Origin of the sequence: Deinococcus seoulensis, from assembly GCF_014648115.1 — a bacterium.
Classification (GTDB): Bacteria; Deinococcota; Deinococci; order Deinococcales; family Deinococcaceae; genus Deinococcus; species Deinococcus seoulensis.
In genome coordinates this window covers 47,326-68,249 of record NZ_BMQM01000021.1, presented here as the reverse complement: position 1 = coordinate 68,249, position 20,924 = coordinate 47,326, and the positions used below count along the sequence as shown (strand labels likewise).

At 66.8% G+C, this 20,924-nt stretch carries 23 protein-coding genes; 9 read left to right on the top strand and 14 right to left on the bottom strand.

What is annotated here, in order from left to right:
• Positions 1–21: 21 nt before the first annotated feature.
• The gene (locus tag IEY70_RS14430; protein ID WP_189065729.1) at positions 22–477 is read right to left on the bottom strand and encodes a hypothetical protein; all 456 of its coding nucleotides are present in this window, start codon (positions 475–477) and stop codon (positions 22–24) included.
• A gap of 174 nt (positions 478–651) precedes the next feature.
• On the opposite strand from IEY70_RS14430, the gene fumC reads away from it, so the two are divergent.
• The 4 genes from fumC to IEY70_RS14410 all read left to right on the top strand — a co-directional run bounded on the left by fumC (position 652) and on the right by IEY70_RS14410 (position 4,082).
• The gene (gene fumC / locus IEY70_RS14425; RefSeq protein WP_189065728.1) at positions 652–2,046 is read left to right on the top strand and encodes a class II fumarate hydratase; all 1,395 of its coding nucleotides are present in this window, start codon (positions 652–654) and stop codon (positions 2,044–2,046) included.
• Between the two features lie 289 nt (positions 2,047–2,335).
• On the top strand, positions 2,336–2,518 hold the full coding sequence (locus IEY70_RS14420; RefSeq protein WP_189065727.1) for a hypothetical protein: 183 nt from the start codon (positions 2,336–2,338) through the stop codon (positions 2,516–2,518).
• Between the two features lie 70 nt (positions 2,519–2,588).
• The gene (locus tag IEY70_RS14415) at positions 2,589–3,248 is read left to right on the top strand and encodes a monofunctional DNA glycosylase (RefSeq protein ID WP_189065747.1); all 660 of its coding nucleotides are present in this window, start codon (positions 2,589–2,591) and stop codon (positions 3,246–3,248) included.
• Between the two features lie 42 nt (positions 3,249–3,290).
• A complete protein-coding gene (locus IEY70_RS14410; protein WP_189065726.1) occupies positions 3,291–4,082 on the top strand; it encodes an SMI1/KNR4 family protein in 792 nt (263 codons plus the stop codon).
• A gap of 13 nt (positions 4,083–4,095) precedes the next feature.
• Here IEY70_RS14410 and IEY70_RS14405 read toward each other — a convergent pair whose 3' ends face one another.
• The 3 genes from IEY70_RS14405 to def form a co-directional block, all read right to left on the bottom strand.
• Positions 4,096–4,710, bottom strand: coding sequence for an LURP-one-related/scramblase family protein (locus tag IEY70_RS14405; protein ID WP_189065725.1), 615 nt, complete (start codon positions 4,708–4,710; stop codon positions 4,096–4,098).
• Between the two features lie 16 nt (positions 4,711–4,726).
• On the bottom strand, positions 4,727–5,680 hold the full coding sequence (gene fmt / locus IEY70_RS14400) for a methionyl-tRNA formyltransferase (RefSeq protein WP_189065724.1): 954 nt from the start codon (positions 5,678–5,680) through the stop codon (positions 4,727–4,729).
• 133 nt (positions 5,681–5,813) lie between these two features.
• Positions 5,814–6,470 carry a peptide deformylase gene (def, locus tag IEY70_RS14395; protein WP_229777951.1) on the bottom strand — a complete coding sequence of 219 codons (657 nt, stop codon included), beginning with the start codon at positions 6,468–6,470 and terminating at the stop codon, positions 5,814–5,816.
• Positions 6,471–6,698: 228 nt separating this feature from the next.
• Between def and IEY70_RS14390 the strand changes: the two genes are divergently transcribed.
• Both IEY70_RS14390 and surE read left to right on the top strand, forming a co-directional pair.
• Positions 6,699–7,871 (top strand): tetratricopeptide repeat protein, encoded by a 1,173-nt coding sequence (locus tag IEY70_RS14390; protein ID WP_189065723.1) that lies wholly within the window; start codon positions 6,699–6,701, stop codon positions 7,869–7,871.
• 121 nt (positions 7,872–7,992) lie between these two features.
• Positions 7,993–8,766: a 5'/3'-nucleotidase SurE gene (surE, locus tag IEY70_RS14385; protein WP_189065722.1), complete on the top strand. Its 774-nt coding sequence runs from the start codon at positions 7,993–7,995 to the stop codon at positions 8,764–8,766.
• 65 nt (positions 8,767–8,831) lie between these two features.
• Here the strand turns inward: surE and IEY70_RS14380 are convergent, their stop codons facing one another.
• The 7 genes from IEY70_RS14380 to IEY70_RS14350 all read right to left on the bottom strand — a co-directional run bounded on the left by IEY70_RS14380 (position 8,832) and on the right by IEY70_RS14350 (position 13,755).
• Positions 8,832–10,013 carry a permease prefix domain 1-containing protein gene (locus IEY70_RS14380; protein WP_189065721.1) on the bottom strand — a complete coding sequence of 394 codons (1,182 nt, stop codon included), beginning with the start codon at positions 10,011–10,013 and terminating at the stop codon, positions 8,832–8,834.
• Complete coding sequence (locus tag IEY70_RS14375) at positions 10,010–10,339, bottom strand: PadR family transcriptional regulator (protein ID WP_189065720.1); 330 nt, start codon at positions 10,337–10,339, stop codon at positions 10,010–10,012. Before IEY70_RS14375 ends, IEY70_RS14380 begins: the two co-directional genes overlap by 4 nt.
• Positions 10,340–10,438: 99 nt before the next feature.
• Positions 10,439–10,666, bottom strand: a complete 228-nt coding sequence (locus tag IEY70_RS14370; RefSeq protein WP_189065719.1) for a hypothetical protein — start codon at positions 10,664–10,666, stop codon at positions 10,439–10,441.
• A 19-nt stretch (positions 10,667–10,685) separates the two neighbouring features.
• Positions 10,686–11,531 (bottom strand): LysM peptidoglycan-binding domain-containing M23 family metallopeptidase, encoded by an 846-nt coding sequence (locus IEY70_RS14365; RefSeq protein ID WP_229777949.1) that lies wholly within the window; start codon positions 11,529–11,531, stop codon positions 10,686–10,688.
• Positions 11,532–11,608: 77 nt separating this feature from the next.
• A complete protein-coding gene (locus tag IEY70_RS14360; RefSeq protein WP_189065717.1) occupies positions 11,609–12,073 on the bottom strand; it encodes a PaaI family thioesterase in 465 nt (154 codons plus the stop codon).
• Positions 12,074–12,108: 35 nt separating this feature from the next.
• Complete coding sequence (locus IEY70_RS14355) at positions 12,109–12,687, bottom strand: DUF2231 domain-containing protein (protein WP_189065716.1); 579 nt, start codon at positions 12,685–12,687, stop codon at positions 12,109–12,111.
• A gap of 96 nt (positions 12,688–12,783) precedes the next feature.
• Positions 12,784–13,755 (bottom strand): CobW family GTP-binding protein, encoded by a 972-nt coding sequence (locus IEY70_RS14350; RefSeq protein WP_189065715.1) that lies wholly within the window; start codon positions 13,753–13,755, stop codon positions 12,784–12,786.
• A 252-nt stretch (positions 13,756–14,007) separates the two neighbouring features.
• On the opposite strand from IEY70_RS14350, the gene IEY70_RS14345 reads away from it, so the two are divergent.
• From IEY70_RS14345 to IEY70_RS14335, 3 genes are all read left to right on the top strand, one after another.
• On the top strand, positions 14,008–14,382 hold the full coding sequence (locus IEY70_RS14345; protein ID WP_189065714.1) for a hypothetical protein: 375 nt from the start codon (positions 14,008–14,010) through the stop codon (positions 14,380–14,382).
• A gap of 210 nt (positions 14,383–14,592) precedes the next feature.
• Positions 14,593–16,641: an eCIS core domain-containing protein gene (locus tag IEY70_RS14340; protein ID WP_189065713.1), complete on the top strand. Its 2,049-nt coding sequence runs from the start codon at positions 14,593–14,595 to the stop codon at positions 16,639–16,641.
• 532 nt (positions 16,642–17,173) lie between these two features.
• Positions 17,174–18,919 (top strand): ABC transporter ATP-binding protein, encoded by a 1,746-nt coding sequence (locus IEY70_RS14335; RefSeq protein WP_189065712.1) that lies wholly within the window; start codon positions 17,174–17,176, stop codon positions 18,917–18,919.
• 15 nt (positions 18,920–18,934) lie between these two features.
• On the opposite strand, the gene IEY70_RS14330 is transcribed toward IEY70_RS14335, so the two are convergent.
• The 3 genes from IEY70_RS14330 to IEY70_RS14320 all read right to left on the bottom strand — a co-directional run bounded on the left by IEY70_RS14330 (position 18,935) and on the right by IEY70_RS14320 (position 20,911).
• The gene (locus IEY70_RS14330) at positions 18,935–19,192 is read right to left on the bottom strand and encodes a hypothetical protein (protein WP_189065711.1); all 258 of its coding nucleotides are present in this window, start codon (positions 19,190–19,192) and stop codon (positions 18,935–18,937) included.
• 16 nt (positions 19,193–19,208) lie between these two features.
• The gene (locus IEY70_RS14325; protein ID WP_189065710.1) at positions 19,209–20,186 is read right to left on the bottom strand and encodes an IS4 family transposase; all 978 of its coding nucleotides are present in this window, start codon (positions 20,184–20,186) and stop codon (positions 19,209–19,211) included.
• A 62-nt stretch (positions 20,187–20,248) separates the two neighbouring features.
• Positions 20,249–20,911, bottom strand: coding sequence for a hypothetical protein (locus IEY70_RS14320; protein ID WP_189065709.1), 663 nt, complete (start codon positions 20,909–20,911; stop codon positions 20,249–20,251).
• Positions 20,912–20,924: the final 13 nt, after the last annotated feature.

Genomic DNA, 20,924 nt, shown 5'->3' with positions numbered 1-20,924 from the left:
TGCCGCTGCCAGCTGTCCGGTTTATTTCTTCTGGAGGACGTCGACGGCGTAGTAGCAGGGGTCGTTGTCGCAGGCGGCCATGACGACTTCGACGGTGTAGTCGGCTGTCTTGGTGACTTTCACGCTGACGGCGGGAACGTCGTCTTCTTCCTCGTCGGTGGCGATCAGGTTGCCCTTGGCGTCGTAGACGTTGATGTCGAGGTCGCTGCAGTCCTCGTCGCAGACGCCGTAGATCAGGTACTCGCGGCCGCTGGTCAGGGTGTACACGAGTTCGGTGTCGCTGTCGCCCTCGTCGAGGAAGTTGATGTCGAGCATGTCGGCATTGATGGTCTTGTAGCCTTTGCCGAGGTAGAAGGTGGTGCTTGTCTTCAGCTGGGTCTGGATGGCTTTCCTGGCGGCGGTGTCGGTCTGCGCGTGGGCGGTGGGCGTGAGCGGCAGGGTGAGGAGCAGGGTGCTGAGGATGATGCGGGCGTTCATGGGTTCCTCCTGGGTGTGTGGGCCTGGGCGCGTAGGGGGAAAGTACGGGCGGACTGAACAAGCGTACCTGGGCGGCCGGTCAGGTGTGTGCAGAGTTGTGGTGCGTGCCGGGTGTCCCGTTCCCCGGTGCGTGACAGGCCTCCTGTCGCGGCTGGGCCTTTAGACTCAGGTGCTATGACCAACATTCGTAAAGAGTCGGACACCATGGGTACCCTGGATGTGGACGCCAGCCGTTACTGGGGCGCGCAGACGGAGCGCAGCATCCATAACTTCCCGATCGGGCGGGATACGTTCGTGTGGGGCCGTCCGGTGATCCGGGCGCTGGGCATCCTGAAGAAGGGCGCGGCGCAGGCGAACGCGGACCTGGGCGAGTTGCCGCGTGACGTGGCAGACCTGATCGTGCAGGCGGCGGACGAGGTGATCGCCGGGACGCTGGACGAGCACTTCCCGCTGGTGGTGTTCCAGACGGGGTCGGGCACGCAGAGCAACATGAACGCGAACGAGGTGATCAGTAACCGCGCGATCGAGATCGCGGGCGGCGAGATGGGCAGCAAGAAGCCGGTGCACCCGAACGATCACGTGAACCGGGGCCAGAGCAGCAACGACACCTTCCCGACGGCCATGCACATCGCGGTGGTGCTGGAACTGAACGAGCGGCTGTACGGCAGCGTGGGTAAGTTGCGTGACACGCTGCACGCCAAGGCGCAGGAGCATGCGGGGCTGGTGAAGGTGGGCCGCACGCACCTTCAGGACGCCACGCCGATCACGCTGGGGCAGGAGATCGGCGGGTGGGTCGCGCAGCTGGATTACGCGCTTGAGCAGGTGCGGCACGCGGGCGAGGGTCTGCTGGAACTGGCGATCGGCGGGACGGCGGTGGGCACCGGCCTGAACGCGCACCCGCAGTTCGGGGATCTGGCCGCGCAGAAGTACAGCGAGGAGACCGGTTTCGCGTTCCGCAGCGCCGAGAACAAGTTCGCGGCCCTGAGCGCGCATGACGCGCTGGTGCAGACGTCGGCGGCGCTGCGGACCCTGGCGGGCGCGCTGATGAAGATGGCGAACGACGTGCGCTGGCTGGCCAGCGGCCCCCGCAACGGCATCGGCGAGATCGTCATTCCCGAGAACGAGCCCGGCAGCTCCATCATGCCCGGCAAGGTGAACCCCACCCAGTCCGAGGCAATGACCATGGTCGCCACGCGCGTGTTCGGCAACGACGCCACCGTGGCGTTTGCGGGCAGCCAGGGGAACTTCCAGCTGAACGTGTTCAAGCCCGTCATGGTGCACGCCGTGCTGGAGAGCATCCGCCTGATCAGTGACGCCTGCCTCGCGTTCAACGACAACTGCGCGGTCGGCATCGAGCCCGCCTACGAGAAGATCGAGCACAACCTCAGCATCAACCTGATGCAGGTCACGGCGCTGAACAAGCACATCGGGTATGACAGGGCCGCCGCGATCGCCAAGAAGGCCCACAAGGAAGGCAGCAGCCTGAAGGCCGCCGCCCTGAGCCTGGGCTACGTCACGGACGCCGAGTTCGACGAGTGGGTCGTGCCGCTCGACATGACGCACAGCTGAACCCGGCTGCGGGTGGGGGAGAGGACCGGCGTGTGCGGGCCTCTCCCCCGACTGCATGACCCTTCCCCGCGCCTGCCTGGAAAAAGCTGTGCTGGAGGGCGCTTTTCGGAGTCCCCGCATAGGATTGACACCCCGTGCATTCCGCGCTACATTGAAGAAATCAAGGTACACCACCACAGCCGCCCCGCAGGGCGGATTTTTTGTTTCCGGTACCGGTGGGCGGGGCTGCGTTAAGGCGTCCTGATGTGCGCGCCATCCAACCGCGCCGCCACGCGCGCAAGCTGAAGGCATGAGCGACGAGCAGAAGACCGGCTACGACCCCGCCAACCAGTCCCCCGCCGAAGGGCAGAGCCAGCCCATCCCGGACGCCGCGCACGGCAAGGCGCCCAACGTGGACCCGGCCGCGAAACCCGAACCCGCCGAAGGTGGCCGGGACGAGGTGGAAGGCAGCAGCACCCCCAATCAGTCCTGAGGCCGTGACGGCTGAAACGACCCTGAACGTGGCCCGCCCGGATGCCGAGCGGGCCGCGTTGCTCGTCTGGATGCACGGCACCCTGCGGCCCGAGTACGGCGAGCGGCCCCTGAACCCCCGGCGGGAGCCGCTGCACGAGCTGATCAGCACCATCCTCTCGCAGCGCACCACGCACGCCGACGAGGAAGCCGCGTACCGGGAGCTGCGCACGCTGGGTGACTGGGACGCCATCATCGCCGCGCCTGTGGAGGCCGTGGCGCACGCCATCCGGCGCAGCAACTACCCCGAGAGCAAGGCCCCGCGCATCCAGGCGACCCTGGCCGCGCTGCGCGACTCGCCCGGCGGGTACGACCTGGAGCACCTGCGCGACCTGCCCGTGAAGGACGCCCTGAAGGTGCTGACCGACCTGCCCGGCGTGGGCATCAAGACCGCCAGCCTCGTGCTGCTGTTCAACTACGCCCGGCCGGTCTTCCCGGTGGACACGCACGTTCACCGCGTCACGACCCGCGTGGGGGCCATCCCGAAGATGGGCGAACAGGCCGCGCACCGCGCGCTCCTCAAGCTCCTGCCGCCCGACCCGGCGTTCCTGTACGAACTGCACGTGAACCTGCTGCGTCACGGCCAGCGCGTGTGCTCGTGGTACGACCCGAAATGCGGCGCGTGCGTCCTGAAGTCACGCTGCGACGCCCACGCGCAATACGGGGATGGGGTGCCCGCCTGGAAAGGCTGAGGTGAGGCGGCATGCCCCGGGCCCCCGTGTCACGCTGGGGGCATGTGGCGCTGGCTGCTGCCCCTGCTGATCGTCCCGGCGCTCCTGTACGCCACGACGGGCGTGTGGGCGGGCCGCCCACCGCCATTGGAGGTACGCCGCGTGACCCCTGTGACCCTGCCTGAACCCCGTGACATTCCCGAACTGCTGACCCGCCTGGACGCCTGGGTGGCGCGCGAGGTACCCCTGGACCACGCGACGCTGCGCCCCGGCGTGACGGACGCCGCGCTGGACGCCTTCGAGGCGCGGCAGGGCGTGACGCTCCCCCCGGCCATGCGCGCCCTGTACCGCTGGCATGACGGGGGCGACCTGTTCGGCCTGGAGTTCCAGAGGCTGGAGCATCTGGAATTCAACCGGGTGTCGTGGGCGGAAATTGCCGCCGATCGCATGACCGACCTGGACGAGGACATCGTGTCGCACCCGCCCGGCGCGATCCGCCTGCTGTACGCCACGGGCGACTGGCTGCCGTTCCTGCACGACGGGGGCGGGAACCACGTGGCGCTGGACCTGCATCCCGGCCCGGCTGGGCGGCTAGGGCAGGTCATCACAACCGGCCGCGACGAGGAGCACCGGTTCGTGCTGGCCCCCGATCTGGACACCTTCCTGCGGGAGTACCTGCGCCGCCTGGAAACGGGCCGCGTGACTGTGCGCCGCCTGAGCGGTTTTCAGGACGAGACCTGGGAAGTGCGCCTTCAGGAACCCGGCGGTCGTGCCCCGGAGGGCTACCGCGTGCTGGCCGATCTGTTCCCCGCGTTCGGCGCGGCCCCCGAGCGCATGGACACCGGCTGGCCGTGATGAACGCTCATGCTTACCCGCGTTCGCGTTCGCGCAGCACGAGTTGAATCAGGCCCAGCAGGACCAGTTCGTCGTCCTGACCGGACCGGGGCTGGAGTTCCTCGACGGTGAAGCGGCGCGAGAGGAAACTGCGTTTCTTGTGCACGCGGTACGCGGGTTGCCCGCCCGCGTCGGTGACGGTGTAGGTGGGGTTCACGAGGTAATCGAAGCCCATGGCGATCAGATCCCCGATGAACGGGATGACTCCGATGGCGCCCTCGACGACGCTCAGCCAGGGCTGGTCGTCGCGGATGGTGAAGCGGGCCTCCTGTTCCGGGCCGAGCAGGTCGTAACTCGCACCCCACAGGGTCCGCAGGCCCTGCGCCTGGAGCGCGCCGACGGGACTGCCGTCCGCGCGGCTGATCAGGCGCCGGGCTTTCCAGTCGAGCGCTCCGGCCATGAATCCCTGGGCTTTCATGGCGTGCGTCTGCACCCGGCGGGTCTCGTCGCTGTACACGCGGACCTCGTCGCGGACGCTGAAGGTCTTTTCCTTGACGAGTGCGACGAGGGCGCCGCTCGCGTCCGTGACGCGCAGTTCGGTGAACAGGCTGAACTTGAATTCCAGCGTCAGGGGAAAGGTGAGCTTCACGCTGTCCCTTACGGGGTCAGGGGTCGGTGGGTTCCCACAGGTCGAGGCGGGTGCCGGGCGTGATTCCGGCGGCCTGCGCCCAGGTGTGGGCGGGCTGGGCCTTGCGGGCCTCGGGTTGCACGGTGCGGATCAGCACGGCACCCGCCTGCGCGGCGACGGTCAGGCCGCTCTCGGTGACGCGCAGAACCTCGCCGGGCTGGCTGCTGCCCGTCGTGACGCTGAGGCCCGCGAGTTTCAGGCGGGCGCCGTTCAGGAAGGCGGTCGTCTGCGGCCACGCGGCCACGCCACGGGAGCGGTTCACGATCTGCGCGGCCGTGTCGGTCCAGCGGACGAAGCCGTCCTCCTTGGTGAGCATGGGGGCGTGCGTGGCCTGCGCCTCGTCCTGCGGGGTGGGCGAGAGGCCGTCCAGGTCGGACAGCGCCTGCACGATCAGCCGCGAAGCCTGGGCGCTCAGGGCGTCTGCGAGTTCATGGGCCGTCCACTCGGGCGCGATGGGCAGCGGCTCCTGTAACAGCACCGGGCCGGTGTCCATGCCCTCGTCGGTCTGCATGATCGTCGTGCCGGTCACCGCCTCCCCCCGGATCAGCGCCCACTGGATCGGCGCGGCCCCCCGGTAGGCGGGCAGCAGGCTGGTGTGCGTGTTCAGGAACCCGTACCGGGGAACCTCCAGCACGCTGGCGGGCAGGATCTTGCCGTACGCGCAGGTGACGGCCACGTCCGCGCCGGAGTCGCGCAGGGTCGCCTCGAAGTCCGGGTTGCGGCGCAGCTTCGTGGGTTGCGCGAGCGGCAGGCCCAGTTCGGCGGCGCGGGCCGCGACGGGCGGCGGCGTGAGCTTCAGGCCGCGCCCCACCGGTTTGTCCGGCTGCGCCACGACCAGCACCACCTCGAAGCGCTCGCGGATCGCTTCCAGCACCGGCAGGGCGAAGGCGGGCGACCCGAAGAACGCCACGCGCGGCGGGCGGGCACTCATACGGACTCCGATTGAATGGGCTGCAAAGACCGTTGGGTCCGAGCGGATGCGAGTGGGAGCAGGGCGGGTTCCGGACGTGGAGTGGGCAGATCGGTGGTGTTCCGATCTGTTAACGAAACAAACGGAACCCGTATCATGCGCGCTCGGCGCGGCGGCGCTGCTCGTGCGCGGCCAGGTCGTTCAGCAGCGCGCGGGATTTCTGCTGGATGGCCAGCAGTTCCTTGCGGTAGTCCTCGGTGACCTCGGCCGGCAGGCGGTCCAGGAACATCACGCCGTCCAGGTGATCGGCCTCGTGCTGGAACACCCGCGCGAGGTAATCGTCCGCCTCGATCACGCGCGCGGCGCCGTCCAGATCGGTGTAGGACACCTGCACGGCGCGGGCGCGCGGCACGCCCTCCTCGTAGATGCCGGGAATGCTGAGGCACCCCTCCTGGTACGAGCGGTCCTTTTTCTTGTTGATGACCTTCAGGACCGGGTTGAGCATCACGAAGTCACGCAGCACCCGCGAGCGCAGGTTGTCGTCGCCGCCCTCGTTCTCTTCCTCGTCGTCCTCGTACTCGACCGCCACGAACATCCGCACGGGCAGCCCGATCTGCGGGGCGGCCAGTCCGACGCCGCGCGCCTCGAACATCGTTTCGAGCATGGTGTCGGCCACCTGCCGCACCGTCTGCGGATCGAAGCCCGGCACGGTCAGGGTGTCGGTGGCCTGCAGGGGCTTGGCTTTACGGCGCAGCACCGGGTCGCCGTACAGGCGTAGCGGGTACACGCGGGGAGAATCGAGGTGCGTCACAATGCTCTGTTTTACCAGACAGGCGCCCCCGCGACCCTGCCGCTGATCCCAGTCCAGTCTCTCCGGTCCCTGCGGGGACGCGCCGGGCATGGCGGGTGGCATGAGCATGAACGGCCCCTCACGCAACTTCACTCCCGCCGGTCAGGTAAGCGTGGTTACAATGACCGTCAGTCAGTTGAGAGCCCGTTCCTTCCCGTTCACCCGGCGCACGCCGCCCCAAGGAGAACCATGACCCCCACCCGCCCCACCCTGATCCTGACCCTGACCGCCGCCCTGCTGGGCCACGCCAGCGCCCAGACCGAACCCGCCCAGACCGCACCCACGCCCGCACCCACCAGCCTGCTCACGCAGACCCAGAGCGCCGCGCAGGCCGCCGCCGAGGCCCGCGACCTGATCCTCAAGGCCCGCAGCGCCTACCCCGCAGGCAGCGCCAACATCGACCAGACCCTCTGGAAACAGGCCGCCGCCGCCGCCGAAACCGCCGTCAGCGCCGCGCCCGGCAACCCTGACTACCTGAAACTCCGCGCGCAGATCTACACCGAAGTCGGCTTCTGGAAACAGGCCGAAAGCGCCTGGGCCGCGTACTTCCGCGCCGCCCCCGCCGCCGGAACGCCCGAATCGCAGATGGCCGCCACCGTGCAGTACAACCTCGGGTACTCGGCGTACACCCGCAACATGCCCGACCAGGCCGCCACCTTCTTCGCCGCCTGCCTGCAACTCGACCCGAACAGCGTCCCCTGCGCCACCTGGGCCGCCCGCACCGCCCTGGAAGCCGGGAACTACACCCAGGCGCAGACCCTCTACGCCCGCGCCGTCACCCTGAACCCCGCCGACAAGACCCTGACGTACTTCCAGGGACTCGCGCAGAGCGCCGGACGTTACGGCCCCGCCGCCACCCGCGCCTTCAGCCGCGCCTACGGCGACCGCGAAGCCGGACGCAAAACGCAGGCCCTCGCCGGATTCCAGGAAGCCGCCCGCAGCGCCCCCAACTTCACCGAAGCGCAACGCGAAGCGGGCCGCCTCGCCCTGGAACTCGGGAACACCCAGGCCGCCCTGGACGCCTACACGGCCCTGAACGCCCTGCCCAGCCCCACCGCCGCCGACAAATTCAACCTCGCGCTGGCCACCGAAGCGCAGCAGTACGGCCTGAACGCCGTGCAGACCTACCGCGCCGCGTACCAGAAGTACACCGCCGGTGACAAAACGGCCGCCGAGGCCGGATTCCTGGCCGCCACGCAACAGAACCCCCGCTACGCCAAAGCCTGGGCGTGGTTGGGCCGCACCCGCTACGAAGCGAAGAACTACGCGGGCGCCGCCGAGGCATACACGCAGGCCGTGACCCTCGACCCGACCGACAAGAGCAGCGCCTACTACCTGAAACTCGCGCAGCAGGGCAAGTAACCCCGGCCGAACCGTGAGGGGCGGCTCCGTGACAGGCGGAGCTGCCCCTCACCCACGTGCCCGCGCCAGCCCGCGCGACCCGCAGGTGCGGTCATGACAGGCGGCGCGCTACGCTGCCCCCATGACCACCCCCCGCCCCCGGATCCTCGTCGCGAACGACGACGGCATCTTCAGCCCCGGCATCAAGGCCCTGGCCCAGGCCATGAGCACCTTCGCGGACGTGATCGTCAGCGCCCCCGACGTCGAACAGAGCGCCGTCGGGCACGGCATCACCATCCGCCGCCCCCTGCGCTTCAAGCACACCGCCAGCGCCGGTTTCGGCGACATTCCCGCGTACCGCGTGGACGGCACGCCCGCCGACTGCGTCGTGCTGGGCGTGCACCTGACCGGCCAGCCGGACCTCGTGGTCAGCGGCATCAACCTCGGCCCGAACCTCGGGGACGACCTGACCCACAGCGGCACCGTCGCCGCCGCCATCGAGGGCATGAGCCTCGGCATTCCCGCCATCGCCTTCAGCCAGCGCGCCACACCCGCCGGAGAGTACGACTTCGCACCCGGCGCCGCGTACGCCGCCCGCCTCGCCCAGACCGTCCTGACGCGCGGCCTGCCCCCCCGCACCCTGCTGAACGTGAACTTCCCCGCCCACACACCCACCGGCGTGCGCGTCACCCGCGTCGGCGAGCACCGCTGGGAAGACCGCCTCGTCACCCGCCACGACCCCGAAGGGCGCGAATACCACTGGGTATCCGGCACCAGCACCGCCCCCGACGCCCACGACGAGGCCACCGACTACGGCGCCGTCGAAGCCGGACTGATCAGCGTCACGCCCGTCCGCATCGACCTGACCGCCCGCGACCTGCTCGGCGACCTCGCCGAACACGTCCCACAGCTGTAACAGCAGGTGCTGGCAAGGGGGGCGTGAGCTGCCGCCCACGCCCCCTCAACGAATCAGGAAGCCGATCAGGGCTGCACCATCCGCACCTGCGCCGCCGGAACGACGGTCAGCACCGGACGCTGGAGGTTCGCCGTGTTCACGCGGTACACCACCGCCGCCTTCACACCCTGCGCGGTCGCCTGATCGAGTTCCGCCTGCGAGTTCACCAGTCGCACGTTCAGATTCACCTCGTCCGTGAACGCGATGCGGCCGTCCTGCCGCGCCCGGACCCACAACGTCTCCGATTCATCGCCACCGTTGAAGGCCTTCTGATTGAGCTGCCGGATGTTCTGCACCACGGCGAATACCTCGCCGTCCTGACCTGGCACAGCCAGTTGAGGGGCGGCGGGATCGAACGCGAACGTCGAGTCAATGGGCATCACATTCACGGGCAGTGGCAGCGACGTGTCTGTCCGGCGCGCGTCGGCCAGCCCTGCACCCAGGATGTCCACCGTGCGCACCGGAGCCTGCGCGGTGCCGACAGGAATGCGGGCCGCGCCGATGGTCAACACCGGGTTGGTCAGGCCCGTCAGGGTAAACGACTGGTCCGTCACGGACCGGACGAACCCCATCAGCACGCGGCTGGGCACGTACCGCTGACCATTGACCAGCTCCGTCATGTAGGAGATTTGCGGATTGCCCGTCGGGCTTCCCTTGAGGACGAGCGCACTGGTCGTCAAGGGATCGGCGTATACGGGCACCTTCGCAGCGGTCATGGCGGCCAGCAGATCCGTGACGTTCAGAAGTGGGAAGAGAAAAGCTCCCTTCTTGCACTGAGCGTTCAGGCCTTCTGGCCCTCCGTACTGGGCATACACGCGCTGGATGCGCGCCAGCGCCCCGGGGGGCAGACTGGCGACCTCCTCCGGACTGAGCACACGGCACTCCTGAAGATCCTGCGTCCGGAACGCCGACCCGACCGCCGGGACCTGCGCCACGGCCTGCAAGCTCAGCAGCCCGGCCACACCCAGCAGCAGGGTCGCCCGGATGGCGGCGGGTGCGGTGTGGACGCCGCTGAGGTCGCGGGCGATGGCGTGGGGGTTACCCAGGTCGCGCAGCGCGGCCCGTTCTGCCTCCAGCTCACTCAGGCCGCAGAGCTGGTGGCGGTAGATCTTGTCCTCGATGGCGCCGCGCAGTTCCAGGGCGGCGTCGCGTTTTTTCGTGCCCCACAGGCCGCGTGTGGCGTGGCGGATGAACTGGTCGCGGTTCATGCGGGGCCGCCGATGACGCCGCGGACGGCGCGGGTGAAGCGTTCGTATTTTTCGCGCTGGGCTTTCAGTTCGGCTGTTCCGGTGGGGGTGAGGGTGTAGACCTTGACGGGGCTGCCGCCGCGTGGGAGGGTCTGGAATTCGCCGCGGATGAAGCGCTGTTTTTCGAGGCGGTGCAGGGCGGGGTAGAGGGTGCCTTCGCGCAGGGCGAAGTGGCCGTCGGTGGCGGCCTGGACGTCGGCGATGATCTGGCCGCCGTAGCGGGGGCCTGTTTCGAGGGTGGCGAGGAGGAGGAGGTCGAGGTGGCCTTTGAGCTGCTGGGCGTCCATGGGGCTCCTTCCGGGGTCACGCGCGGTGACCTCGCTTGGCGATGCTGGTGGTAGGGGCATCGTAAAGCGAGGAGCATCGGAATGCAAGGGCTTGTGGGTTCAGCGGCTGGCCTGCACCTGAAACACCCAGGCGCGCACGCCGTCCGGCACCGGCAGGGGCGGCACCTCGCCCGCCCAGCGGCTCGCCACCAGCGTCAACTCCGGCTGAGCAGAGGAGAGCAGCAACTCCGCGCCCAGAAACCCCGGCCACCCCGGCAGCGCGTCCAGAAAGGCATGCAGGGCAGCGCGGGCCGCCTCGCCCTTGCCCTCGGCGTAGTGCACCTGCATCAGCTGCTCCTGCCGGGCATCAGTACAGACTCAGGGGATTGCGGGGATTCCAGCGCAGGTACGTACCGAAATGCAGGTGCGGCCCCGTGCTGCGCCCCGTGTTCCCGACCCGACCGACCGGCTGGCCGCGCACGACCAGTTCGCCCTTCTTCACGAGGTTTGCACTCAGGTGCGCGTAGCGGGTGATCCAGCCGTCCGGGTGCTCCAGCACGACCGTCCAGCCCCACCCACGGTCGTAATCCGGGCGGGATTCCAGCACGCGGCCCGAACGGGCGGCGCGGACCAGGGTGCCGACCGGCGCGACGATATCCACACCCCAGTGATCCTCGCGCGTGCCGTCCAGCACCCGCGACCCGTACCCGCTGCTGATGGTGTGATGCCCCGCCACCGGCCACAGCCACCCGCCCGCGCCAGATGAACTGGCCGCCCGGACGGTCGCGGTACTCCGGGCCACCGGGGCCGCAGTGGGCGCCGCGCTGCGACTGGGAATCGTCAGGCGCGCCCCGGTCCACAGGGCCTTCCCGTCCCGGTAGGCGGGGTTGGCGCTGAGCAGGGCACTCAGGCTCAGGCCGTAGCGGGCGGCGATCACGGACAGGTTCTCCCCGCTTTTCACGGTGTGCGTCCGGGCGGGCAACGTCCGGTCCGGGAGGGTCAGCACCCACCCGGCCTGCACCTGATCCGTGCCGCGCAGCCGGGCGTTCACCGCGCGGATCTGCGCCGCACTGACCCCGGCGCGCGCCGCGATACCGCTGAGGGTATCCCCCGGCTGCACCCGGTACGACGTGACCGCCTGCGCCGACACGCCCAGGCACAGCAGCAGGGCCACGCCGCGCAGGGACCGCTGGAAGGACTGCCGTTCGTTCACGCCGCGCAGCATACCCGCTCCCGCCTGACGAAACAGACGGAATCCGTATGAGCGGCCCGCCGGGCTGGGCCGTTCCCTCACGCGCCGGTGGCGATCACGTTGCAGGTGCAGCGCGCCAGGCTGGTCACGCGGTCCCGCTCGTCGCGGATCTCGACCGTCCAGACCATCATGCTGCGCCCCCGGTACGCCAGGGTCGCCTCGCCCGTCACCCAGCCGTCCGTCACGCCGCGCACGTGCGTGCCGCTCAGGTCCACGCCGACCGCCACCTGCCGCGCCGGATCGAGGTTCAACCACGACCCCACGCTCGCCAGTTCCTCGGCCAGGGCGAGGTTCGCGCCGCCATGCAGCCGCCCGGCAGGTTGGCGATTCCCCTCGACCGGCATGCGGGCCACCAGGCGCTCGCGGCCCACCTGCATGAACTCGATCCCGATCCGTGCGCCCAGCGTGCCCTGAAGGGCGTTCATGCGGCCCGCCAGCGCCTCGGGCGTCAGCGTGTCGAGTTCATGCGCGGTGGGGAACAGCAGGTCCGGGTGCAGCGTCATGCCCCGATGCTACCGCCCCCACCGGCCCCAGGGAATCAGCCCTGTCGGTGGGCCAGCGTGCGCCCCACGCCCAGCCCGTGCCGGTACACCAGTTCGCCCCCCAGGAACCCGCCCGCGACCGCCACGCCCAGCGCCGCGCCCGACAGTGCCTTTCCCAGCCCGCGCCGCCCCCGCCGCCGCGCCAGCAGCGACCCCACGTTCAGCACGAACGCCGCCTCGTTCAGCGCCCCGTGAATCAGGCCGGTGCGCCGCGCCTCGCCGCGCGTGTTCGACCAGTCGGCCCAGCCGGTCGCGATGGTCCCCACCGCGCCCAGCGTGCCCAGCAGCAGCGCCCGGTCCGCCGCCGCGTCGTTCGCGCCCGGCGCCTGCGCGGGCAGGTGATCCAGTGCCGCCGCGATCACCCACCCGCCCAGCGGCAGGTGCACCAGAATCGGGTGCAGCGGATGCCCCAGCCACTCGCCGTGCAGGGCGTCCATCACGCCGTCGGGCAGGGTCGCCTCCGCGCCGCGCAGCAGCGTCTGGAGCGTGTCGGCCACGCCCTCCAGCGCGTCGTGATCGCTGACGGCGTCCTCTATGAGGTGGGCGGGCGGCCGGGAACGGTTCAGGTTCAGCATGAAAGACCTCCTGTGAGGCCCTCACCGTAGGCCGCCCCGCCCCCCCGGCGCGTGCGAGGCGACTTCAGGTTCGTTCATGCCCGCCCGACCCAGGGTTCAGTCCGGGATCAGGTCCGCCGGGTCCGGCGTCAGGCACGCCTCCCACGCCGCCTCGAACTCCGCGCGGTCCAGGCCCCGCCCGATCACCACCAGTTCGGAGGTGCCGTCCCCGGCGTCCCAGGCGTCCGCCGTGAACAGGTCCCGCACCGCCTGAAACAGAATCCGCTGCGGGTACCCGAACAGATCCAGGAACCCCTTGGCGCGCAGCACCTCCGCCGGGCGGGACAGCAGGAACTCGGTCATGAACCGCTGCCAGCGGTACGGGTCCAGCGGCCGGTCGGCGCGCAACGTGAACGACTTCAGGCCCGGCGTGTGCGCCGCGCGGGCGTCCACGCCGTCCAGCACGCGCGGATCGAAATCGTCGCGGGCCAGCAGGGCGTCCGCGTCCACCTGACCCCGCTCCACCCGTTTGATCTCCGCCAGCGGATTCACGCCGCGCAGCACGCCCTGCGCGTGCTCCAGCAGCGCTGGGTCCGCCTGATCGGTCTTGTTCAGCACCACCACGTTCGCGTACGCCAGTTGCCGCGCCGCCTCCGGATGCTCCCGCAACGTCTGAAGCGCGTGCCGGGCGTCCACGACCGCCACCAGCGTCGTCACGCGGAACGCCGCGCGCACCGACCGTTCCAGCAGCGTCGTCAGGACCGGCGTCGGGTCCGCCACACCCGACAGTTCCACGATCACCGCGTCCGGCTTCTGCTCACGCATGGCAATCGTCACCAGCGCCCGCAGCAGATCATCCCGGCCCGTGCAGCACAGGCACCCGGCCGTCAGTTCCGTCACGTCATCCTGAAGCCGCTCGATCAGGCTGCCATCCACGCCCTGCGCGCCGAACTCGTTCACGATCACACCCAGCCGGTGCGGCAACGACCGGATCAGGTGATTCACCAGCGTCGTCTTCCCCGCCCCCAGAAACCCACCCACCACAATCACCGGAATGCGTTCATCAGAGCGGTCGGCAGGCACAGTCATGCCGCGCAGGATACGGGGTGATCGGCGCGGTGACGGTAACGCCGACCGGACCGCCCGTCAAAGTGGCAGTGAACAACCGGCACCGCCCGGTACTGTGAACGCAGGAGGAACGATGGACGACCCACGCACACCCCGGACCCCGGCACGCACGACCTCCGAGAAGCCACGGTGAACCCGAGAACACTGATCTGCGCCCTGACGATCCCCCTCGCCCTGCTGGGATGCCGTGATCAGGCTGAGAGCGGTCCCGGCGTGCGAACCTCGCAGACCCAGCAGGACCGGCAGGTCACGTACGGCGGGAACATCAAGCGCTTCCTCGCGCTCGACGACGTCAGCCGCGTCGGCTGGCTGGGCGCGCCGCTGGGCACGCAAGGATGGGCGCCCGGCCCAACCGACTTCCTGCTGTACGCCGCGTTCCCGTTCGCCACGCCCCTCCCGGACGCCTCTTACCCCGGCGTGACCGTCGACGAACAGGTGATCACGAGCTTCGCGGCGGCCAGCATCGACCTGAACGACCTGATCCAGGGCAGGCAGGTGGACGCCTCATCACTGGTGCTGACTTCGGACGTGCCCGTCCTGGCGGTGCAGAAAGAAGGCATGGTATTCATCATCCTGCTCCTGGCCTGAAAGGCGTTTTCTGCTGCCTGCAGGGCCGCTCTTCGCTGTTCATGCGGTGCCAGAACTGTACCTGCGAATACGCTCAGAAGCAAACAGAGCCCGTATCAGGCGCAGCGGACGTCGGGCAAGGCGTGACCTGAGACTGGCCATAGTGGAACGGCTGGTCAATTTCGCCCCACGCCAACTGACCTGCCGGTTACTGTGACTCCAGGAGGAGCGATGGAGTACCAGCGCAAACCACAGCGGCCAGCACCCGCCACCCGGCAGGTCAGCACCCACACCCCGGACCCGCCCGCCCTGACACAGCTGGAAGCGCAGCGGCACACGCTACAGCGCTTCACGGCCCGCCCGCAGACCGCCCAGCGACAGGCCGCCGCGCCCGTGCTGCGCGCCGCAACACTACAGCGCCAGGAAGAGGGACGCCTCGCCAGCGACCGAGCCACCATCCAGCGACAGGTGACTGCCCTGGGCAACGTTGCCCCCGTCCAGCCGCAGACCCAGTCACCCGTCCCTGTCAAGCCCGTCACGCCCGCCGACTGGATCACGGTCATGCGATCCCGTGCCGAGGGCGTCGAGGGGCAGCGCCTGGACACCCGCGCCTTCGGGGAGTTCCAGACGCTGCAACGACAGGTGGCGCAGACCCTCGCCCACAGCTTCCGCAGTGACCGGGGCGATCCCCAGGCCCGGTACGCCACCTATGGCGAGCACCTCGCCACGCTGCAACGCCACGCACTGAGTGCCCCGGTGTCCCGCGTGGTGCTGGGCATGGTGCCCCCAGCTGAACGCCTGCCGCTGCAACGCGCAGCAGACGAGGCGCTGCAACGCCAACGGGCGCAGGAACAGGCGGTGCTGAACTTCGGGAGCCTCCAGACGCTGCAACGGCAACTGGCCGAGCTGGATGCCGAGGCGACCCAGCCGATCCTGCAACGCATTCAGGCCAGAAGAGGCGCGGGGAATCCACTCCCGGAGGCGATCCAGCGGCATCTGGAGGGAGGTCTGAACCACGACCTGAGCCGCGTGCGGATTCACGATGATGCGGAGGCAGACAAACTGGCCAAGGGCGTAAATGCCGTGGCGTTCACGACAGGGACGGACATCTTCTTCCAGGCGGGGCGATTCAACCCGAACACGCAGAGCGGACTGGAACTGCTGGCGCACGAGGTGACGCACACGGTGCAGCAGAGCCAGGGGCGCGTGGGGACGGGCATCGACCCAGACGCAGGACTGGAGCAGGAAGCGCGGGCGACAGGAAAGCGGCTCGTGAGCAAGGCGGTGGGGGGAGAACACGGAGCGTACCGGCTGCTGCCTCTGCCTGCTGCACCGACGCGCGTCACGTGGCAGCGTGCCGCAGGCATGGTAGTAGTGCCTATTTGGAAGAAGATTAAACTCATTTATCCTATCCAAAAGCAACTGGTTGCTTCGAAAGGTTTCAAAGAACTTTCGGATAGAGAGAAGGAGATCATTCTATTTTATATTGGCGGATCCGATTACTATATTTCCTCTCTGGCAAGAGGTATTCTAGAGGCTGATGTATCTGTGGGAAATATTGATTTGAATAAACCGGAAGCAATACGTAGATTTATGAACGAACAGGAGGCTAGGATGCGCATTATAGATCCTCTGCCTGGAACATTTGACAAAAACCGTTCAAAATATATTATAGAAAAGCCAATTTACGTCAAAGGCCATCACTTCGATAGTTCAGTGGCAAATGCCAGAAAATACATTGTCAAAATCGGCAAAATTTCTGTCAGCGTTTTCGTCCCCGTTTTAGAAAATAAGACGAGTGATAAGATACACTCTATTGAGGAAATTGCGAAGGGTCTGGCCGCTCTACCACTGGCCTCTTTAAAACTCGTAAAAATCGTCAATGTCAATCCACAAGCGAATCCGGGAGATGCGTATTGGGCAAAAGAGTATAATCGACCCGGATTTCGTGCATATATGACGGCTGGCGCTGACGGCATCGTCGGTGTTTACCCAACAAGAGAGAAACAAACTCAGCAATTTCTGGATGGAAGTCTTATACATGAGGCGGGACACATATTGTCAGAATCAACCTTTAAAGAAAAAGATTGGGAAAAGTGGAAAACGGCACAGGATAAGGATAAGATATTTCCTTCTGATTATGCTAAGAATGCACCGCGAGAAGATTTTTCGGAGAGCCTGAATTTATATTACACGGTCAAAGGCAAACCTGAAGAGGAGGAAGTTAGGAGAATTTTCAGGTATCGTTTCCTTATCATTGATGGGTTACTCAAGAGGTGATTAAGACATGCGTATTCTGATCTTTGTCATTACATGTATGCTATTGGTCGGTGGGATAGTTATGAGCCAGGCATCATCCTTTCCATCTCCGGGAATATATAACAGTGAGCAGATAAAATTTCAGACTTTCCAGCTAAGTATAGATGATAAGGGAAATGGGTCATTTAGAACTATCATCTCTCTACATTTGCCGCCCGTAATTGTTGACGAAATGGATTTTATTGGAAAGATTGATGTATACGGTAGATACTGCATAAAACCCAAGCCTAGATCGTATCCACAATGCTTTAAAGTTTTAAGAAATGGCAAATTAGAGGGCATCAAGGACGAAAAATCACGGTCAATCACTCTGGAGCTGTTTAAAGGCAGATGACTGAAGCTTATTACTGACATGTTAAGCATCGTCGATAAAGGAAGTGCGAACTGCTGGCGTTTGAATGAATTTTAAAGCAGTCAGGCCACCATCTGTTCCCCTTATAAAATGCGTGCTGTCGCCCGGATGCCCTGAGCCTCGCCGCGTATCCTCGCCCGTATGCCTGCCCCCGGTCCGTCTGTTCTGCGCCGCCTGTACGGTCTGCTGAGTCCGTACCGCCGCACGGTGGGTCTGGGCCTGCTGCTGCTGACCCTGAGCGTGGCGGCGGAACTGTACCCGCCGCTGGTGTGGATCCGGGTGGTGGATCAGGGCATTCCGGAGCGGGACTGGGTGTTCATCGGGGGGCAGCTGGCGGTGCTGGTGGGGGTCTTCGCGGCGCAGCAGGTGCTGTCGGCGTGGCGGGGGCTGCTGCTGGAGCGGGCGGGGCAGGCGTTCACGCGGGACCTGCGCCTGACGCTGTACGGGAAGTTGCAGGGGCAGTCGGCGGCGTACTTCGAGGGGCAGCGGACCGGGGACCTGCTGGCCCGCGTGACGGGCGACGTGGACGCGCTACAGGACGTGCTGGTGCGTGGCACGGACGCTGTGCTGGCGAACGCGCTGCGGCTGGTGGGCGTGATCGGGATCTTCATTGCGTTGCAGCCGCTGCTGGGGGTTGTAACGACCATCCCGATGATCGCGGTGGCGTTCATGCTGCGCCGCTACGCCCGCACCGTGCGGCCCGCGTACCGCGCGGCGCGCTCCCGCCTGGGCGACCTGAGTGCCCTGATCGCCGACCGCCTGAGCGGCATCCGCGTGGTGCAGGGCTTCGCGCGCGAGGATGCCGAGGCCGCCCGCATCGGCGCGCTGGGTGAGGAACTGTACCGGGTGGGCGTGCAGGCCGTCACCATCCGCAACCGCGCGTTCCCGCTGGCGCGGTTCGTGGGGAACTTCGGGAACGTGATCATGCTGGGCGGCGGCGCGTGGCTGATCATGGCCGGGCAGTTCACGCTGGGCGGCCTGCTCGCGTACCGGGGGTACGGGCGGTACTTCTACGGCCCCATCGACGACCTCGTGAACATCGGGGACCTGCTCCAGCGGGCAGAGGCGAGCGGGCGGCGCGTGTTCGAGGTGCTCGACGCCCCCGTGCCCGTGCAGGACCGCCCCGGCGCGCCGCCCCTGCCGCTGCCGGTGCGCGGGCAGATCGACTTCGAGAACGTCACCTTCGGGTACGACCCGGCCCGCCCGATCCTGCGCGGCGTGACGCTGCACGTCCCGGCCGGGCAGCGCGTCGCCCTGCTCGGCGAGAGCGGCGCGGGCAAGAGCACCCTGCTGGGCCTCGTGACCCGCACCTTCGACCCGCAGGAAGGAACCGTCCGCATCGACGGGCACGACGTGCGCGACCTGACCCTGACCAGCCTGCGGCGCGGCGCGGTCAGCATGGCGCAGGACACCTTCCTGTTCCACGACACCGTCCTGAACAACGTCACCTACGCCCACCCCGACGCTACCGAAATCGAGGTCCAGGCGGCCCTGCGCGCCGCGCACGCCCACACCTTCGTTCAGGCCCTGCCGGACGGACTGAACACCGTCGTCGGGGAGCGCGGCGTGAAACTCTCCGGCGGGCAACGCCAGCGCCTCTCCATCGCCCGCACCCTGCTGGCCCGGCCCACCCTGCTGCTGCTGGACGAACCCACCAGCGCCGTCGACGCCGAAAGCGAAACGCAGGTGGTGGCCGCCCTGACGGAACTCATGCGCGGCCGCACCGCCCTGATCGTCACGCACCGCCTCAGCCTCGCCCGCACCGCCGACCGCGTCATCGTCCTCGCGGGCGGCCAGATCGTCGAGGACGGCCCCCCGGACCTCCTGCGAAAGCGGAACGGCGCGTACGCCGCGCTGGAAAGGGCAGCAGTGGGACTGACGCTGTAGACGGCCCTCCTCTGATCAGATGGCCGAGCTGCCCCATAGTTCGTAGGTCATCGGGTGAGCTGTGAGATCAAGAGAGAGGTCGTAGCCAAGGTAATCAACATCTGTCTGACCTGCCATAAACGGATGTTCAAGAAAGTGCAGCATCACCATGACGTTTGTCGGGTTGTCCCCAGCAATCAAGTCGATGTAATACTCACCAGTCATTGCCAACCGAGAGGGAAAGAAGTCGTTGTCGAGTTCTCCAGACCCACTTCCGTCTTCGACAGCTTCCATCGCCGCGCTCTGGAGCTCAGTACCCGACACTTTCCGGGGAGTTCGTCTGGGACGGCATCAACAGGTCGATCAAATCACACAGGCGTGCTGACTCCTGGCTGAACGACCGGACCAGTTCCCGCAAGCCCATCTTCACCACGCTCCACGCCCGGCGACCATGCGCCTTCTTCGGGCAGTCCAATGTGACTCCGACGAGCACACACCACGTGTAGGTCAGCGTCAACAGGCACAGCAGGCGCTCCACGTGATCGTGGAGCGTCATGTGTGTTTCCTCCAGTTGGAAGCCCTTACTCTTGAGTGCCCGGAAGAGACATTCGATCAGGAACCTCCGGCGGTATCGCGTCTGGATCGTCGTCACCGCCCCGGCGTTACTGGCGATGATCAGCGACTCACCATCTCGGGTGTGCGTCAGGACCACATTCATCGGCTGCCCGTACACCAGCGTGTCCTCGACTAGCAGACCGGCCATGCCGGTCTGCATGCGACTCAGCCAGTCCTTCGCCGTCCAGTCGTCCATGAGCGTGTCGCTCCGCAGGCGCACGCAGATGGGAATTCCACGGCAGGCCAATCCCTGAATCCAGTCATAGCCGACGAATTCGCGGTCGGCGTACAGCACCCGGATGTCCGCTGCGGAGAGCAGGCAGAGGGCATCGTCCATGAGGGTGTGCCGGATCTCCGTATGGCTGCCGCCCCCGTGGGGCAGCAGCTCGTAGAGGAGGGGGATCGCGACGCCCCGCCAGATGACAGCCAGGAGCAGGACGTTCACGTCGGTCTGGCCATACTTCCAGTTCGTCCGGTCGAGGATGAATTCGCGTGGTTGTGCGGAGGGAAGGAGTGTCAGGACCACCCGGGCGACGTCGGCCGGCTGGATGGGATGCCGGTCAAAAAAGCGCTCCACACGGCGGATGACGGAGGCGTTGTGCGCGCTTCCAGGGAAGCGCGAGGCGAGTTCGGCATGCCGAACGTCCTTCCCCTTGAGGAGTGCGAGCACCATGAGGGAAAGCAACTCGACCTGGTTCTTGCGGAACTCCGGGAAGTGCGCGGTGAAGCAGCGGGTCAGCTTGGCGAGGACATCGGGGGACGCGTTCTGTTCTCGCGTCTCAGCCGAACTTTTTCAAGCCCCCCGGGAAAGTGTCGGGTACTGAGGCTCTGGAGACATTCAAGGATCTCAGACCAGCGTGCCAGAACGAGACTGAGAGTCTGTTCCGTGAGATCAGCTCCGCGTGGCAGCGATGCAAGGTCGAAGGTGCGGACGAGCTGGTATCCCAACCGTGCCAGCTGACTTTCACGCTCTTGTTCGCGGGCGAACACGGCCACTCCGGTCTGCGTGGTGGGTGTCCACGCGACGATAACGGTATACCGATGGTAAATGGCAGGTAGACCCAGAGAATTGTTTCGAGTCAGGCAGCATTCGCACTCGACGAAGAACTGGCCTTTCTGCGACGGGTCAGGCTCGATGGACTGCCGGCCGATGAAATACTCCCCTTCGACTCCCTCGGCGTAACTGTGCCTGTGCTGAAAACGTTTGATGGCGTCGGGATCGGTCAACGCCCAGGTGAGTGTGCGCTCGACCAAATCCTGAATCTGAGTGCTTTGAGCATCAATTTGCTTGAGTTGCGCAGGTTCTATTCCCGGAAGTCGGATCACACCCTGAACTGCCCACTCCGGCGTCGGAATACGGCGCAGTTGAAATCTACTCAGATCAAGCCCGCTTGTCATGCCTGATCTTTAC